Below are 16,386 nucleotides of genomic sequence, written 5' to 3'. Positions count from 1 at the left end.
GCCTTACGCTTCCTTGTCTTCTGCCTTGGCAGCGGCTTCCGCAGCCTTCTGCTCTTCCCGCTCGGCACGACGCGAATAGGCGCGCATGCTGAAGATGAGGAAGATCAGGTAGCAGCCGGCGGAGACCGTCAGCGTGAGCCAGGTGTAGCTCGTCAGAAGCAGCACATAGAGCGCAAGTCCCAGAATAAGCGGCAGCACATATTCACGCGGGACGCGGCTGCCGGAGCTTTTTCCCGAATAGACCGGCAGGCGGCTGACGAGCAGGAAGCCGATCAGCACCGTGTAGGCAGAGGCTGCAAGCGCCATGGTCATGTCCGGCGCGATGCCGAGAAAGCCCAGATAAACGGGTAACAGAACCAGTGCCGCCCCGGCCGGAGCCGGCACGCCGACGAAATAGTCCGTGTGCCATGCAGGACGGTTCGGATCATCCAGCATCACGTTGAAGCGGGCAAGACGCAGGCAGCACGCGATGGCGAAGAGCAGCGCCGCAATCCAGCCCAGCGCGCCCGCCTGATCCAGCACATAGGCATAAAGCACCAGCGGCGGCGCAACACCGAAATTGACGATGTCGGCCAGCGAATCCATCTGCGCGCCGAAATTGGACGACGCCTTGAGCATGCGCGCAACACGCCCGTCCACGGCGTCCAGAAACGCGGCGATGAGGACCATCACAACGGCGATCTCGACCCGCCCCTCAAAGGCGAGCCGGATGCCCGAAAGCCCCGCGCAGATGGCCAGAACGGTAATCACGTTCGGCACCAGCATGCGCAGGGGAATTTCACTCAGCTTCGGCCCGCCCCCGCCGTGCGGCTCAAATGGTGGAAAGGGCCCGGCCATCAGGAAACCCGCACGATGGGCTGTTTCAGCGCACTGTCGAACGCTGCAAGAACGGTCTCGCCGCCAACGGAAGTCTGGCCGATGGCGACGCGCGGAACGGCGCCTGCCGGCAGATAGACATCAACGCGTGACCCGAAGCGGATCAGGCCGAAGCGCTCACCCACGGCGATCTCGCCCGGCGCTTCCGCCCAGCACACGATGCGCCGCGCCACGAGACCGGCAATCTGCACCACCGGGATCGGGCCATGCGGGCTTTCGATCACGAGGCCATTGCGCTCGTTCTCGGCGCTGGCCTTGTCGAGCTCGGCATTGAGGAAGCGGCCCGGCCGATGCTCGATCAGCGAGATGCGGCCGCGCACCGGCGCGCGGTTGATGTGGCAGGAAAAGACATTCATGAAGACGGAGATGCGGGTCATCTCCCCTTCGCCCATGCCGAGTTCGGCGGGCGGAACGGCGGGGCCGACAAAGGAAATGACGCCATCGGCAGGCGCGATGACCAGGTCGTCGTCGACGGGCGTTACGCGCTCGGGGTCACGATAGAAATACACGCACCAGGCGGTCAGGATCAGGCCGATCCAGAACAGCGGTTCCCAGATAAAGCCGAGAATGATGGTGGCGCCGGCAAAGGCTGCGATAAAGGGATACCCCTCCCGGTGTATCGGCACGAAGGTTTTGCGGATCGTGTCAACAAGGCTCATGAAAGGCCACTTTCAAATCGAATGAAGTAGCGGCCTTCGTAACGGAATCCGGGTTGTCCCGCAACGCGTTAGAGCATCGGACCGAAAAGTGGAAACCGGTTTTCGGTTAATCCGATGCTCCATCCATTATTTAGATCGTCCTTTGTGCGTCCGAACGGACGCACGGCGATCTGACCTAATCACCGGTTGGTTTCCAACACCTGCATGTGCAATGCGAGGGCAATGAAGGCAAATGTCGGAACCAGTATATCCGCCGACAAGTTCTTGTTTCGGATGATTTTCCGGGTCCGACATCCAGTCGAACCCGAAACAATCCACCGGTCCGTCAGTAGGCAGGCTCGCGGCGCACGACCACGCCCATCTCGTCCGTTTCGCGCGCCTTGCGCAGAGCCTCTTCGGCTTCCGTCGCCTCGCGCTGACGGTTCCACATCTCGGCATAGAGACCGCCCGCATCAAGCAGTGCGAGATGGCGGCCGCGTTCGGCGATTTCGCCGCCCTTGAGCACGATGATCTCGTCGGCATTGATGACGGTGGACAGGCGGTGCGCGATGACCAGCGTGGTGCGCCCACGGCTGACCGTGTCGAGCGCGGCCTGAATTTCCTGCTCCGTATGCGTGTCGAGCGCAGAGGTCGCCTCATCGAGCAGCAGGATGGGCGGGGCCTTGAGGATGGTGCGCGCAATCGCGACGCGCTGCTTCTCGCCGCCCGAGAGCTTCAGCCCGCGCTCACCGACCATCGTGTCATAGCCTTCCGGCAGGCTTTCGATGAAAGCCCCGATCTGCGCCATCTCGGCGGCCTTGCGCACCTCTTCATCCGTGGCGTCTGGCCGGCCATAGCGGATGTTGTAGGCGATCGTGTCGTTGAACAGGACCGTGTCCTGCGGAACCATGCCGATGGCCGCTCGCAGGCTCTTCTGCGTCACATCCTTGACGTTCTGACCATCAATGGTGATCTCGCCGCTCTGCGCATCGTAGAAGCGGAAGAGAAGGCGCGAGATGGTGGATTTGCCAGCGCCCGAAGGCCCGACAACGGCAACGGTGTTGCCAGCCGGGATCTCGAAATCGACGCCCTTGAGGATCGGACGCTCGGGATCGTAGGAAAAGCGCACATCGTGGAAACGGACCGTGCCCTGATCGACCTCAAGCGGCTTTGCATCCGGCTTGTCGGTCACTTCCGCGCTCACATCCAGCAGGTCGAACATCTGCTCGATGTCGGTCAGGCCCTGACGGATTTCGCGATAGACGAAGCCGATGAAGTTGAGCGGGATGGAGAGCTGCATCAGCATGGCGTTGATGAAGACGAAATCGCCCACGGTCTGCGTACCCTGCATCACCTCATAGGCAGAAAGCCCCATGGCCGCCGTCATGCCGAGCCCCAGAATGACGCCCTGCCCGAAGTTCAACCAGCCAAGCGAGGTCCAGGTGCGGGTCGCCGCATCCTCATAACGCTCCATGGAACGGTCGAAGCGGCGGGCCTCCATGGCCTCATTGTTGAAATATTTGACGGTCTCGAAATTGAGCAGCGAGTCGATTGCCTTGGTGTTGGCTTCCGTGTCGGAATCGTTCATCTGCCGGCGAATGCCGATCCGCCAGTCGCTCGCCTTCACCGTGAACCAGGTGTAGAGCCAGACGGTGACAGCGACGATGGCCACGTAGATCCAGCCATAGGCGAAGGCGAAGATGCCCGCCGCCAGCAGGAATTCCAAGAGCGTCGGGATCGTGTTCAGGATCGTGAAGCGGACAATCGTGTCGATGCCCTTGGTGCCGCGCTCGATGATGCGCGACAGGCCGCCCGTGCGGCGCTCCAGATGAAAGCGCAGCGAGAGATTGTGCATGTGCACGAAGGTGCGGTGGGCAAGCTGCCGGACAGCATGCTGCCCGACACGTGCAAACAGCGCATCGCGCAGCTGGTTGAAGCCAAGCTGGACAACCCGCACCACGTTATAGGCAACGACCAGCATGATCGGCCCGGCCAGCATGGCCGGCAGGAAAGCCGGCGCCGTGCCCTCGCCCGACAGCGTGTTGGTCGCCCATTTGTAGAAATAGGGCACGAAAACCAGGATGATCTTCGCCAGCACCAGGAAGAAGGCCGCGATCACCACGCGCCGTTTCAGATCCGCCCGGTCGCTCGGCCACATATAGGGCCAGAGATTGCGCAATGTCTCGAGGGTGGAGCCTTCCGCGGATACGGTCTTATTGCTCATTCGCTTCGGCCTCCAGCCGTAACTTCTTGTTTTCTTTCGCGTCAACGCAGGTTTGCGTCAACAGCGACAAAGCTTCGGAAAGGCTGGCAAGCGCTTCGGTATCGACCTCATAGCGGGAGCTCTGACGCTCCGGTCGCACCTGCACCAGCCCCGCCTCCACCAGCACCTTCAGATGCTGGGAAACCGTGGACTGGGCGAGATCCAGATGCTGCACCACTTCCTTGCAGCAGCAGGCGTCAAACCCCGACAGGTGTTTGAGGATCTTGATCCGCGCAGGGTGAGACAGGGCATTGAAGCCCTGCACCAGCTTCTGGTGCGGGCAACATTCATCCGACAGGGCGCGTGCCATGGCAAACCTTTCATCGTTAATCGGCGATATACGATGAAAGCCTGCCATTCTTCAAGGGCTACGCGGATTTTCCTTTTGGCTAACCCGGATTTTCCGGCGTGACCATGCGCTCTTCGATGGCCTTCATGTCGGCCGGCTCGCCTTCCTGCGTGGTCTCGGGCACGGCGAAAACCTGCCCCGGCCAGATGCGGTCGGGATCCTCGATCTGATCCTGATTTGCCAGATAAAGCGTCGTGTAGCGGATGCCCTGCCCGTAAACGCGCCGCGAAATGTGCCAGAGCGTGTCGCCACGACGAATGATCACGGAGCCATCGACAGGCGCGAGCTTCGGAGCGGTGGCTCCGTTCTCCGACGCGCTGTCGCCGGCAGATGCGACGGCCTGCTGGCCCTGGGGCGTGCTTTCGCCCGCACCGTCTGCCGCCTGACCATTGCCCTCGGGCAGACGCGCATCCTTGCCATTGCTTGCATCATTCAGCGTCGGGGCCTGCCCCTCCGGCTTCGCGACCGCTGCGATCTGCTCGCCTTCGGAGCGTGTGAAAGGCACGGCTGCGCGCCCGATCACGGTGCGGCCGTCATCCGACAGCATGTCGGCCCGGACGATATAGTCCCCGACCGGCAGTTCGCGCGTCGCCTCGATCAGGAAGCGCCCGTTGGGCGTGGCGACCGTCTCGCCGAGCAGGATCTGGTTTGCGTAGACGCGCAGCGTGCTTCCCGCCCGCGCCGCACCGGCGACGAACACCTCGCCACCGTCGATTTCAACCGCCTCGATGAAGAGGGACGTCGCGCTCTGCGCTTTCGGCGTCTGGGCCGGAGCCTCACCTGTTGCGGCCGGCTGCGCATCCTGGGCGCTGGCTGTCCCGCCCGGCTCTTCGCCCGTCGCCCGAGTTTCAGCTGCGGGCTGCGTCGCATCCTGTCGTGCCGGTGCATTTGCTACCGGCGCACCGGCATCAGAAGCGGCAAGCTGCTCGCCTTCCCCCTGCCCGGGCGCTGCTGCGGGAGCGGACGCCTGTGCAGTCTCCGCCTGCGGGGCCTTTGCTTCCGGCACGGTGATGAGGCGGCTTGGCGCGCCCGGCTTGTCCACCAGGGCAAGCACCTGACCGGTCTCGTCGTCGGGAACGGTCACGATGGCCGTTTCCAGCGAGGTCGCGACCACATTGTCCCCGGTCGTCGCGCGCAGCACGATCTGATAGTCGCCCGGCTCCAGCGGCTCGTCGAGAACCGCGGCGAAATCCCCTGAAGAGCCTGTTGTGGCAATGGCGAGAACGGAAGACCCATTGATGATCTCGACCTGCGCATCGGGCGCAGCCCGCCCGGCAATCACCATGGAGCCATTCGGCTCGACACGGACGATGTCGAAGGACGGCGGCAAGACCTCTTCCGCCGGGCTCAGCGCGTCCGAAGCCTTCGCATTGTCTGCGCTCGCAGCTTCCTCAAGACGCGCTTCCTTGGTGTCGGCTGCGGCCTTCGCGTCATCAGGTTTTGCAGATGGTGTGGCTGGCGCAGCAGCATCGGGAGCCCCTGAAACGGCAGCCGGCGACGGCTCCGGCTTATCAAATGCGCCCAGAACATATGCTGCTCCGAGACCCGCAATGACGGCGCCGGAGACGAAGAGAAGCCCCTTGGAAGGTGTAAAGCCCATAATGCACGTTTTTCCGTTTATGACAGGCTGTAACGCTTTTTCACTCCGCCTACAAGAAAAAGCCCTTGCCCTCTTGACCACAACAGTAACCCAGACAAGCAATGGTTTCCATGAACACAATCGAGTCGGTATGCGTTTATTGCGGATCGAGCAATGGGCGCGATGAAAGTCATTTCCAGGCAGGCCTAACGCTGGGACGGGGGCTGGCAGATGCCGGCCTGCGGCTGGTTTACGGCGCAGGCACCAAGGGCATCATGGGCGCTGTCGCCCGTGGAACCATGGATGCCGGCGGCAAGGTCACCGGGATCATCCCCAAATTCCTGATCCGCCGCGAAGCCAACGAAGTTGAGCTGACGGAACTGGACGAGCTGATCGTCACCGAAGACATGCACCAGCGCAAGCACGGCATGTTCGAGCGCGCAGACGCCTTCGTGGCCCTGCCCGGCGGCATCGGCACGCTGGAGGAGATCGTCGAAATCATGACCTGGGCGCAGCTCGCCCGGCATGAAAAGCCGATGGTCTTCGCCAATATCGGTGGTTTCTGGAACCCGCTTCTCACACTGATCGAACACATGAAACAGGAAGGTTTCGTGCATTCGGATCATCGCGTGTGCCCCATTGTGGTGGACAGGGCCGAGGACATCGTCCCCGCGATCCTGAAAGCTGCGGCAACGCGCACAGCGGGCGACGAAGGCGACACGGCAACCATCGACAGGCTCTGACTGTCCACAATCATCAACGCTGTTCGTCCGGACTGTCACTGGCCCGAACTGTCACTGGAAGTTCAACGGATTGCAGTGCGTCTGTCACACAAGCCTGCTTCCATGAGGCTGCGCGGTGCATCGCTGATGCAGGCATCAATCGCCGGAGCGTCGTCCCGCAAAGCGCTCTCCGGTTCGTCCTGTCCCGCGCAAACGTCCCCAGGTCGACCCAACGCCCAAAGGGTGGCCTGGTTTCCTGATGGAGCATCGGGGCAACCGAAAACCGGTACCCCCTTTCGGTCCGATGCTCTGGCCGAAGATGCCCGCCGCACCCCTTCCGGCATCATCGGATTTTTTGCCGCCCTCAGGGGCGGCTATTTTTTTGCCTGCCGCGCCTCGCGCAGCATCGACCAGCTGTAGAGCGCGAGGGCTGCCCAGATGAGGGCGAAGGCAATCGCCTTCACACCGCCGAACGGCTCCTTGAACACGAACACGGCAATCAGGAAAATCATGGTCGGCGCCGTGTACTGCATGATGCCGATGGTGGAATAGCGCAGAAGCTTCGCGCCGGAGGCAAACAGGATGAGCGGGATGGCCGTCACCGGGCCGCAGCCGATGAGAAGCAGCATGTCTGTGGGGCTCGCCGGGCCGAAATGCGCTTCGCCGGAAAAGGCGAGCCACCCCAGATAGCCGATTGCCGGCAGGGTGAGGATCAGCACTTCCAGGAAAAAGCCCTGACTGGGTCCGATCGGCAGCGTCTTGCGCAGGATTCCATAGGCCGCGAAGCTCAGGGCCAGGCTGAGCGAAACCCATGGCAGCCCGCCCGCATCGGTGGTGAGAACCACCACGGCCACCGCCGCCAGACACACCGCCGCGATCTGAAGGCGGTTCAGCCGCTCGCCGAGAAAGATGGCCGCCATGGCGATGCTGACCAGCGGATTGATGTAATAGCCAAGCGCCGTTTCGACCGCGCGGTCGGTGGCGATGGCCCAGACATAAATGCCCCAGTTGCACGAGATGATCGCCGCCGTGAGCGCTGCCATCATGAGGGTGCGCGGCGAGCGAAGCGCCTCTCGCACATCGCTGGTGCGCCCCAGAACAAGCAGGATCACCGCCGCCACCGGCAGCGACCACAGAACACGGTGCGCAACCACTTCCGTTGCCGGGATATGCGCGACCAGCTTCATGTAGAGCGGTAGAAAGCCCCACATGGCGTAGGCCGACATCGCGAAAACAAATCCGCGCAGCGCATCATTGCGGCTCTCATCGAGCGGCTTACCGGCAATCTCAGACATCAGTGTTCCACGAAACAACGGCCGAAGCCCTGGACGGGCATCCTGTCACAGCAGGCGCGCCCGTCGCTATTTCATTTTATTGGTCCAGCTTTGCGTCAGGAGAAATCAGGCAGCGTCGACAGCCGCCTCTCCATCGCTGTCCCGGTTCTTGACCAGCTTGTAGATGATGGAGTCCATCAGCGCCTGAAACGAAGCGTCGATGATGTTGTCGGACACGCCAACCGTCCACCAGCGGGCGCCGCTGCCATCGAAGGATTCGATCAGAACGCGCGTGATTGCTTCCGTGCCGCCGTTTAGAATACGCACCTTGTAATCGGCCAGCGCCAGATCGGAAATCTCGCTCTGATATTTTCCGAGATCCTTGCGCAGCGCGATATCGAGCGCGTTGACCGGGCCATGCCCTTCGGCAACCGACATCAGCGTCTCACCATCCACGGTCACCCGCACCACGGCTTCCGACACGGTTTTCAGGTCGCCATTGGCGTCAAACCGGCGCTCCACCATGCAGCGGAAACCATCGACCTTGAAGAACTCCGGCACCCGGCCGAGCGTGCGCCGCGCCAGAAGCTCGAAACTCGCATCTGCGCCCTCATAGGCATAGCCCTGCGCCTCACGGTCCTTGACCAGCGAGATCAGCGTATCGAGGCGCGGATCGGCCTTGTCGACCGCAATGCCCCGCCGCTTCAGCTCGGCGATGAAGTTTGATTTCCCGCCCTGATCGGAGACCATCACGCGGCGCGTGTTGCCGACGCTTTCCGGCGGCACGTGTTCATAGGTTTCCGGCTCTTTCAGCACCGCGGAGGCATGAATGCCGGCCTTGGTGGTGAAGGCCGATGCGCCCACATAGGGCGCCTGTTGCTCAGGCGCGCGGTTCAAAAGCTCGTCGAAACCATGCGCCAGCCGCGAAAGATCGGCGAGCTTTTCGGCCGGAATGCCGGTGGTGAGCCGGTCGGCATAGGCAGGCTTGAGCGCAAGCGTCGGCAGAATGGTCACCAGATTGGCGTTGCCGCAGCGCTCGCCAATGCCGTTCAGCGTGCCCTGCACCTGCCTGACGCCGGCCTCGACTGCGGCGAGCGAATTCGCCACCGCCTGGCCCGTATCGTCATGCGCATGGATGCCCAGATGGTCGCCGGGAATGCCGGCCGCGATCACCGCCTGCACGATCTCCCGGATCTCAGCCGGCTGCGTGCCGCCATTGGTGTCGCACAGCACCACCCAGCGACAGCCCGCATCGTAAGCGGCTTTGGCGCAGGCAAGCGCATAATCCGGATTGGCCTTGTAGCCATCGAAGAAGTGTTCGCAGTCGAGCAGCGTTTCCTTGCCTTTGGCGACGGAGGCCTCGACCGATGCGGTGATCGATTCGAGGTTTTCCTCATTGGTGCAGCCCAGCGCCACGCGCACATGGTAATCCCAGCTCTTGGCGACGAAGCAGATCGCATCGCTCTGCGACTGCAAAAGCGCTGCAAGGCCCGGATCGTTGGACGCCGAGACGCCGGCGCGCTTCGTCATGCCGAAGGCGACGAATGCGGCATCCGAGGTGCGTTTCTTGGAAAAGAAGGCCGTGTCGGTCGGGTTTGCGCCCGGATAGCCGCCCTCAACATAATCGAAGCCGAAATCGTCGAGCAGCTTGGCCACGGCGATCTTGTCTTCGACCGAGAAATCCACGCCCGGCGTCTGCTGACCATCGCGCAGCGTGGTGTCGAAAAGGTAGATGCGTTCTTTGTCTGCCATGGTCATTTGCCTGCGAATTGGTCGGTTGCCCGGATCAGACGGTCGAGAATGCCCGGTTCGGAGAAGGCGTGCCCCGCGCCCTCGATCAGGTGGAACTCGGCATCGGGCCACGCCTTGTGGAGCTGCCAGGCATAGTGCGCCGGGCACGGCATGTCGTAACGCCCGTGAACGATCACACCGGGAATGCCGGCAAGCTTGTGCGCGTCGCGCAGCAGCTGGCCTTCCTCGAACCAGCCGCCATGAACGAAGAAATGGTTTTCAATCCGCGCAAAGGCGATGGCGAAATCATCATCGCCATGCTGCTCCGTCAGCGAGGGATCGGGCAAAAGGGTGATGGTCTCCCCTTCCCACAGGCTCCAGGCCTTGGCCGCTTCAAGCTGGACAGCACGATCCTCCGAGACGAGGCGCTTGCGGTAGGCGGCCATCAGGTCGCCGCGCTCGGCCTGTGGGATCGGCGCAAGGAAGCGCTCCCACTTCTCGGGGAACATCTGCGACACGCCGAACTGGTAGTACCATTCGAGCTCGGCGCGGGTCAGCGTGTAGACGCCGCGCACGATGAGTTCCGACACCCGTTCGGGATGTGTCTCGGCATAGGCGAGCGCCAGCGTCGAGCCCCACGAACCGCCAAACACCTGCCATTTCTCCACGCCCATCATGGCGCGCAGCCGCTCAATGTCGGAGACGAGATGCCAGGTGGTGTTGGCCTCGAGTTCCGCATGCGGCAGGGAGCGGCCACAACCGCGCTGATCAAAAAGCATCACGTCGTATTTTTCGGGATCGAAGGCCCGGCGATGCGTCGGCCCGCAGCCGCCCCCCGGTCCGCCATGCAGGAAGACCGCCGGCTTCGCGCCCCGCGTCCCCACACGCTCCCAGTAAATCGTATGGCCATCGCCCACATCCAGCATACCGCTGTCGAAGGGCTCGATCTCGGGATAAAGCGTGCGCAATTCAGTCATTTTCTTTGTCTTTCCGCCCGTTTGCGGGCAACGGCCATTCTTCCGTGTCGTGGTCGGGATGCTGATGGGAAACGAGCCCCCGCAGAAGCTCTGCGGCCTCCTCGTCATCGTCCGATGTGTATGCCGGCAGCGCCGATATGCCGTCCGTGTATGGCAGCTTGTTCTCCACGCCCCACTGCACGACCGGAGCGATATCCCCGGGCTGGTCGAAGGCGGCGATGGTGATCGCGACACCGTGCGGCGCTTCATAGGTAAGCGGCGTGCCGCAATCAGCGCAGAAGCCGCGCCGGACATGGGAGGAAGACTGGAAGCGCTTCGGTTCACCGCGCGTCCAGCTCAGTTTTGCCCCGGTGACGGAGACCAGTGGGAGCATGATGTTTCCGCTGGCCTTCTGGCACATGCGGCAGTGGCACACCGATGCTTCGCCCAGCGCGCCTTCGACATGGAAACGAACCGCACCGCACTGGCAACCGCCGGAATAGACGGGCTTGTTGTCGAGGCTCATTTCCGCTCCCTCCCCTTTACCGGCCTATACTGGCCTATGACAGACGGCTTCCACATTGTTGCCGTCGGGATCGAACACGAAGGCCCCGTAATAATCGGGGTGGTAGTGCGGTCTGGGGCCCGGAGCGCCATTGTCACGTCCGCCGGCTTCCAGCGCCGCCCTGTAAAACGCATCCACCTCGTCGCGCGTATTGGCGGTGAAGGCGATGTGTTTTGGCTCGCTCGCCGGCGCGCCTTCGCTGAGCCAGTAGACCGGCCGGTCGCGGCCATATCCGCCCACTTTCACGCCATCGGTGTGTTCCGGCGGCACCATCATGAGCAGCGATGCGCCCAGCGGCGCCATCGCCCTGTCGTAAAACGCTTTCGCGCGATCAAAATCCGCCGTGCGTATGCCGATATGATCGATCACCGTTTCACCTCCCACTTCGTGCGACGCTCGCCGCTTTCAGGATCCTTGTAATCCATCAGCTGCACGCCCTGCGCCGTGAGCTCGTCGCGGATGCGGTCGGCTTCGGCGAAGTTCTTTTCGCGCAACTGCGTCAGCCGCTCCTCGACGGCGGCCTCCACAGCGCCCGTATCGATGGACGCGTCTGACACCTTTGCGGCGAACCACTCGCTTTCCGTCTGGCCCAGCAGTCCGAGAAGGCCGGCGCTCGCCTTGAGCGCCTGCCGCGCCTCATCATTGCCCTTGGCCGCTTCACTGCGCAATTCGTGCAGCGCCGCGATGGCGCCTGTCGTGCCAAGGTCATCGCTGAGCGCGGCCACCATGTCCGCGCATCCAACATCACCTGCCGCGACATCGCCAATGGCGCGGTACCAGCCATCGAGCACCGCTTCGGCCTCTTCCAGCTTGCGCACCGAAAAATCGATCGGCTCGCGATAATGGGTCATCAGCATGGCAAGCCGCAGCACTTCGCCCGGCCATGAGCGACCACCGAACACTTCCGTCTCCAGAAGCTGGTTGATGGTGACGAAATTGCCTTCCGACTTGGACATCTTGCGCCCCTCCACCTGGAGGAAGCCATTGTGCATCCAGTAGCGCGCCATGAGATCGCGGCCATGGGCGCAGCATGATTGCGCAATCTCGTTTTCATGGTGCGGGAAAATCAGGTCGAGGCCACCGCCGTGAATGTCGAACTCCTCGCCCAGATAGGCCGCCGACATGGCCGAGCACTCGATGTGCCAGCCGGGCCGGCCACGGATCGTCACCGCCGCGCCACCGATGGTGAACTGCGCGTCCCAGCCCGGCTCATCCGCAGAGGACTGCTTCCAGAGGACAAAGTCGGCCGGGTTCCTCTTGTGCGCCTCGACGGCGATACGCGCGCCGGCTTGCTGGTCTTCCAGCTTGCGCTTGGAAAGCCCGCCATAGGCCGGCATGGAGGCCGTGTCGAAAAGGATTTCCCCATTCGCTTCATAGGCATGGCCGCGATCCATGAGAGTTTGAATCAGGCTCGCCATGTCCGTCAGCCCGTCGGCGCGCGGCAGAACGAACTCGGTTGCCCGCGGCTCGATTGTCGGCCTCAGGCAGCCAAGGGCCGCCACATCGGCGTGATACTGGTCGGCCGTCTTCTGCGTGACTTCGCGGATCGCCTCATTGAGCGGCAGATCCGGATAGTCGCGCCGGGCGCGTGCGTTGATCTTGTCATCCACGTCGGTGATGTTGCGCACATAGGTGACGTGATCCTCGCCATAGAGATGGCGCAGGAGCCGGAACAGGATGTCGAAGACAATGGCCGGGCGCGCATTGCCGATATGCGCATAGTCATAGACCGTCGGCCCGCACACATACATGCGCACCCTGTCCGCATCGATGGGGACGAAGTCCTCTTTGGCCCGCGTCAGCGTGTTGTAGACCCTGAGGCCCTTGAAACCGTTCGTCATCCTCGCCTTCCGTTTTCAACCCATCGTCGCGCCGGTGCGGTTCTGCACTGCGGGCACGGCTCACTCCGGCCGTCTGGCCTGGGCGTTTTTCTCGTCGGGAAAGGAGGGCGAAAACGTCCGGACCAGCGGTTTGGCGCTAGCCGATAATGCAAATGCCGATAATGGCGCACAGCGTTTTCATAGGCGTTCTTATCGCCGCCGGCAGCAAATGCGTCAAGACTAAAAGCTGAAAGCCAAAAGGCTGGGGATGAGAAGCAAAGCCGACTTTGCGGCCCTAAAGAGGTATTGCAAGCACAGGGCCATTGTGAAGGAATTGTTAAGGCTGATGCGGCAATTTTAAAGATGCTTCTTCCGGCTGGGCGATCTGTCAAGATTTTGTCGGATTCGGTCCCCATCTGCTCGGAAGGGACGACAACGCGGAATCAAGGAAGAGTTATGCCCCGCGATATGAACAAGCCAGCAGAGTATACCGCCGAACAGGACAAGCTTCTGCTTAGCCAGTATCATGCGGTTGGTCCGGCAGCGATCAATGCCGCTCTGCAGTGCAAGTCTGAAAAGCCTGCACCGGCACCCCGTCAGCACCCCTACGACACGCAGACCGACTGAGGTTTTGTTCCGGCGACAGCCGGAGCGTGTGGCAAGGGGCAGCGCAATCTCCGAACACCGTGAGAACGGTGGTGAGGATGGTGTGTAGCGCGTTTTGACCACTTCAATGCGACGTTCGCATGAAGTGATGCGGATTTTTCGCTTGGATCGCCAGCGATCGGCATGTGAAGTGTCGCGGCAATCCAAGCGTTGAATGAGCCCGCATCATGAGGAACGACCCGCTTTCCCACGGCCTGTGGGAGAAGACCGCGCCCCCCGCCCCGCAAACCGAGACGCTGTCTGGCGAAGCCAGCGCGCAGGTCGCCATTGTCGGCGGCGGTTACACCGGGCTGTCCGCAGCGCTGTTTCTGGCGGAAGCCGGCACGGACGTGGTGCTTCTGGAAGCCGAGGAAATCGGCTTCGGCGGCTCGGGACGCAATGTCGGCCTCGTCAATGCCGGCATGTGGGTGATGCCCGACGATCTGCCCGGCATTCTCGGCGAAACCTATGGCGAGCGCCTGCTCGACCTTCTGGGCGATGCGCCGCGCGTGGTGTTCGACCTGGCGACGCAGCACGGCATGGCCTGCGAGGCGATGCCTGTCGGCACGCTTCATTGCGCTGTCGGCGAAAGCGGCCTCGCGCAGCTGGGCGAACGCGCCCGGCAGTGGCAGGCGCGCGGTGCGCCGGTCAGACTGCTTGATCGCGAAGAAACGCGCGCGAAGGTTGGCAGCCAGACTTTTTCCGGCGCGCTTCTCGATGAACGCGCCGGCACCATCCAGCCACTTGCCTATGCGCGCGGGCTTGCCCATGCGGCCCAAAATGCCGGCGCACGCCTTCACACCGGTTCCCGCGTCACGAAGGCGGAGCGCAGCGGCAGCGACTGGCGGCTGGAGACTTCGACTGGCGCACTGACGGCGCGCCATGTCATCGTCGCCACCAATGCCTATACGAACTCGCCCTGGCCGCAGATCCGGCAGGAGATCGTTCACCTCCCCTATTTCAACTTCGCGACCCCGCCGCTGCCGCAGGCCGTGCGCGACACGATCCTGCCCGAACGTCAGGGCGCGTGGGACACGAAGCAGATCCTGACCTCCTTCCGCTGGGACCGCGAGGGCCGGCTGGTCTTTGGCAGTGTCGGCGCCCTGAAAGGGACCGGACAGGCCATTCACCGCGCCTGGGCCGAGCGTGCCATTGCGCGGCTTTTCCCCGAACTCAAAGGCACGCGGTTTGAAAACTGCTGGTATGGCCATATCGGCATGACTGCCGACCATTTGCCGAAATTCCACCGCCTAGGCGACAATGTGATCGGCTTTTCCGGTTACAACGGTCGCGGCATCGGCCCCGGAACCGTGTTCGGCAAGTCTCTGGCAGACTTGATTCTGGGTCGCCTCTCCACCGAAGAACTGCCCCTGCCCGTCAGCGATGTGACGACGCAGTCCTTCCGTGGCGTGCGCGAGGGCGTCTATCGCTATGGCGCCGAGGCAGTGCACCTTCTGCGCACGGTGTTTTAGAGAGTCCTTTGTCCATCCATTCGGATGCACAAAGGACGCTCTAACCTATTGAACCTGCGCATCGTGCTTTCCGAAAATCGATTCCGATTTCCGGGCCGATGCTCTAAAAAAGATCGAGCTGCCCGCCATCGTCGCAGGGTTTGGGCGCGGAGCGCGCCTCTTCTCGGCGCTCCACACGCTCCTGAAGGTCCGGACCGACATTGGCCACCTTGTTGACCCGGTCTGAAACGGGCACCGCCTCGAAGAAATCCGGCTGGGCCGGTTTCAGGAGATCGGCCACGTGGCGCGGTTCCTGATTGAGGCAGTCGAGCCAGCGCTCGAAATCCTCCGGCTGGATCACCACCGGCATGCGGTGGTGGATGCCGCGCAGATCCTGATTCGCCTCGGTTGTCAGGATCGCGCCAGTGTCCATTTCGGTTCCGCCCGGTTCCGACCAGCTTTCCATGAGCCCGCCAAACGCAATCAGCCCGCCGTGCTTCGGCCTGATCCAGTAAGGCTCGGCCTTCTTGCTGCCGACGCGCCGCCATTCATAGAAGCCGTTGGCAGGCACCAGCGTACGGCGATGGCGCATTGCCGTGCGAAACGACGCCTTTTCAGCCGCCGTCTCGGAGCGGGCGTTGAACAGCAGGGAAAGATCGGCAGGGTTCTTCGCCCAGGACGGGATAAGCCCCCAGCGCACGAGCATGGTCTGCCGCGCCGGGAGATTGGAGCCCGGCGCGCGCGTCGGACCCGACATTGCCATGAGGATCGGCTGTGTGGGCGCAATGTTGTAGCGCGGCGGAAACGGCTCGAAATCCGTTACCGCCAGAAGCGACTGCACCGCGTCGGGCGTCGATGTCAGGGCAAAGCGACCACACATACCGGTATCACCGGCGACCTAGTACCGGCCGCTTTCCTCATAGAGATAGCGATCATAAAGACGCTGGGCATCGCGCAGGCGGCCCTCGGCGAGGAACAGCTCCGACTCTTTCAGCGAAATCCGGTTGCGCACCTTGCGGCGCTCCTCGCCCTTGGCCGCATCTTCCAGATCGTCATAGAGCCGCTCAAGGTCACTCTTCAGCCGGTCGTAGTCCGACTGGGCGTCGTGTACGCGCTTGCCAACCCGGTAGGCGTTTTCAAAACCGGGAGCGATTCGCGCCGGGCACGAATTGGCATAGCTGCGGCCTTCGCGCCCAACGCTCAAACCGTTTTCAGGCGTGCAGTAGCGGCGAATGCCGTCTTCCCAGCCCGAACGCCAGGCGTTCTCATCGACCGGCAGATTGTACTTCACGCAGGCCTCGCGGTGCCGCTGGATGTAGGAGGTGCTGCGGCCGGCAGCGCCATCGCTGCGCCCCAGATCGCTCCAGTTTACCGTTTCGCACTGGGTCTCGTTTAGCGTTGCGCACGCCGAAAGCGACAGCACAGCCACCAGACCGGCGACAAGTTTTCCGCTCCTCAATGCCTGCATGATTGCGTTCCCCCAACTTATCAGAACATAAATATAGCGCCGGACTTTT

General features: G+C 62.6%; 16 protein-coding genes. 3 read left to right on the top strand and 13 right to left on the bottom strand.

The features are described 5' to 3' along the window. Window positions 1-3 precede the first annotated feature (3 nt). The 5 genes from DEJ54_RS11550 to DEJ54_RS11530 all read right to left on the bottom strand — a co-directional run bounded on the left by DEJ54_RS11550 (window position 4) and on the right by DEJ54_RS11530 (window position 5,726). A complete protein-coding gene (locus tag DEJ54_RS11550) occupies window positions 4-837 on the bottom strand; it encodes a phosphatidylcholine/phosphatidylserine synthase (RefSeq protein ID WP_113154695.1) in 834 nt (277 codons plus the stop codon). Further along, window positions 837-1,535 (bottom strand): phosphatidylserine decarboxylase, encoded by a 699-nt coding sequence (locus tag DEJ54_RS11545; RefSeq protein WP_113154694.1) that lies wholly within the window; start codon window positions 1,533-1,535, stop codon window positions 837-839. Before DEJ54_RS11545 ends, DEJ54_RS11550 begins: the two co-directional genes overlap by 1 nt. A 325-nt stretch (window positions 1,536-1,860) precedes the next feature. Continuing rightward, the gene (locus tag DEJ54_RS11540) at window positions 1,861-3,738 is read right to left on the bottom strand and encodes an ABC transporter ATP-binding protein/permease (RefSeq protein ID WP_113154693.1); all 1,878 of its coding nucleotides are present in this window, start codon (window positions 3,736-3,738) and stop codon (window positions 1,861-1,863) included. Then, window positions 3,728-4,087: a helix-turn-helix transcriptional regulator gene (locus DEJ54_RS11535; RefSeq protein ID WP_113154692.1), complete on the bottom strand. Its 360-nt coding sequence runs from the start codon at window positions 4,085-4,087 to the stop codon at window positions 3,728-3,730. The genes DEJ54_RS11540 and DEJ54_RS11535 overlap by 11 nt, the downstream gene beginning before the upstream one ends. A 79-nt stretch (window positions 4,088-4,166) precedes the next feature. After that, window positions 4,167-5,726: a LysM peptidoglycan-binding domain-containing protein gene (locus DEJ54_RS11530; RefSeq protein WP_113154691.1), complete on the bottom strand. Its 1,560-nt coding sequence runs from the start codon at window positions 5,724-5,726 to the stop codon at window positions 4,167-4,169. Window positions 5,727-5,836: 110 nt separating this feature from the next. Here DEJ54_RS11530 and DEJ54_RS11525 point away from each other — a divergent pair, with 110 nt between their 5' ends. Then, on the top strand, window positions 5,837-6,448 hold the full coding sequence (locus tag DEJ54_RS11525) for a TIGR00730 family Rossman fold protein (RefSeq protein WP_113156238.1): 612 nt from the start codon (window positions 5,837-5,839) through the stop codon (window positions 6,446-6,448). A 353-nt stretch (window positions 6,449-6,801) separates the two neighbouring features. On the opposite strand, the gene rarD is transcribed toward DEJ54_RS11525, so the two are convergent. The 6 genes from rarD to cysS all read right to left on the bottom strand — a co-directional run bounded on the left by rarD (window position 6,802) and on the right by cysS (window position 12,794). Continuing rightward, window positions 6,802-7,722, bottom strand: a complete 921-nt coding sequence (gene rarD / locus DEJ54_RS11520; protein ID WP_113154690.1) for an EamA family transporter RarD — start codon at window positions 7,720-7,722, stop codon at window positions 6,802-6,804. A 105-nt stretch (window positions 7,723-7,827) separates the two neighbouring features. After that, window positions 7,828-9,459: a citramalate synthase gene (gene cimA / locus DEJ54_RS11515; RefSeq protein ID WP_113154689.1), complete on the bottom strand. Its 1,632-nt coding sequence runs from the start codon at window positions 9,457-9,459 to the stop codon at window positions 7,828-7,830. Beyond that, entirely contained in the window at window positions 9,456-10,409 is a 954-nt protein-coding gene (gene pip / locus DEJ54_RS11510) for a prolyl aminopeptidase (protein ID WP_113154688.1), read from the bottom strand. Before pip ends, cimA begins: the two co-directional genes overlap by 4 nt. Beyond that, complete coding sequence (locus tag DEJ54_RS11505) at window positions 10,402-10,914, bottom strand: GFA family protein (RefSeq protein WP_113154687.1); 513 nt, start codon at window positions 10,912-10,914, stop codon at window positions 10,402-10,404. The genes pip and DEJ54_RS11505 overlap by 8 nt, the downstream gene beginning before the upstream one ends. Before the next feature lie 24 nt (window positions 10,915-10,938). Next, window positions 10,939-11,322, bottom strand: coding sequence for a VOC family protein (locus DEJ54_RS11500; protein ID WP_113154686.1), 384 nt, complete (start codon window positions 11,320-11,322; stop codon window positions 10,939-10,941). Then, the gene (gene cysS / locus DEJ54_RS11495) at window positions 11,319-12,794 is read right to left on the bottom strand and encodes a cysteine--tRNA ligase (RefSeq protein WP_113154685.1); all 1,476 of its coding nucleotides are present in this window, start codon (window positions 12,792-12,794) and stop codon (window positions 11,319-11,321) included. The genes DEJ54_RS11500 and cysS overlap by 4 nt, the downstream gene beginning before the upstream one ends. A gap of 447 nt (window positions 12,795-13,241) precedes the next feature. Here cysS and DEJ54_RS11490 point away from each other — a divergent pair, with 447 nt between their 5' ends. Both DEJ54_RS11490 and DEJ54_RS11485 read left to right on the top strand, forming a co-directional pair. Continuing rightward, a complete protein-coding gene (locus tag DEJ54_RS11490) occupies window positions 13,242-13,400 on the top strand; it encodes a transcriptional regulator (protein ID WP_162742263.1) in 159 nt (52 codons plus the stop codon). A gap of 206 nt (window positions 13,401-13,606) precedes the next feature. After that, window positions 13,607-14,890, top strand: coding sequence for an FAD-binding oxidoreductase (locus tag DEJ54_RS11485; protein WP_113154683.1), 1,284 nt, complete (start codon window positions 13,607-13,609; stop codon window positions 14,888-14,890). A 103-nt stretch (window positions 14,891-14,993) separates the two neighbouring features. On the opposite strand, the gene DEJ54_RS11480 is transcribed toward DEJ54_RS11485, so the two are convergent. Continuing rightward, window positions 14,994-15,749 carry an SOS response-associated peptidase gene (locus DEJ54_RS11480; protein ID WP_113154682.1) on the bottom strand — a complete coding sequence of 252 codons (756 nt, stop codon included), beginning with the start codon at window positions 15,747-15,749 and terminating at the stop codon, window positions 14,994-14,996. Between the two features lie 18 nt (window positions 15,750-15,767). Then, window positions 15,768-16,337, bottom strand: coding sequence for a DUF2799 domain-containing protein (locus DEJ54_RS11475; RefSeq protein WP_245447518.1), 570 nt, complete (start codon window positions 16,335-16,337; stop codon window positions 15,768-15,770). Between the last annotated feature and the right edge of the window lie 49 nt (window positions 16,338-16,386).

The sequence above is a fragment of the Nitratireductor sp. OM-1 genome, from assembly GCF_003296175.1.
Classification (GTDB): Bacteria; Pseudomonadota; Alphaproteobacteria; order Rhizobiales; family Rhizobiaceae; genus Nitratireductor; species Nitratireductor aquimarinus.
This window is presented reverse-complemented; position numbering and strand designations above follow the sequence as displayed.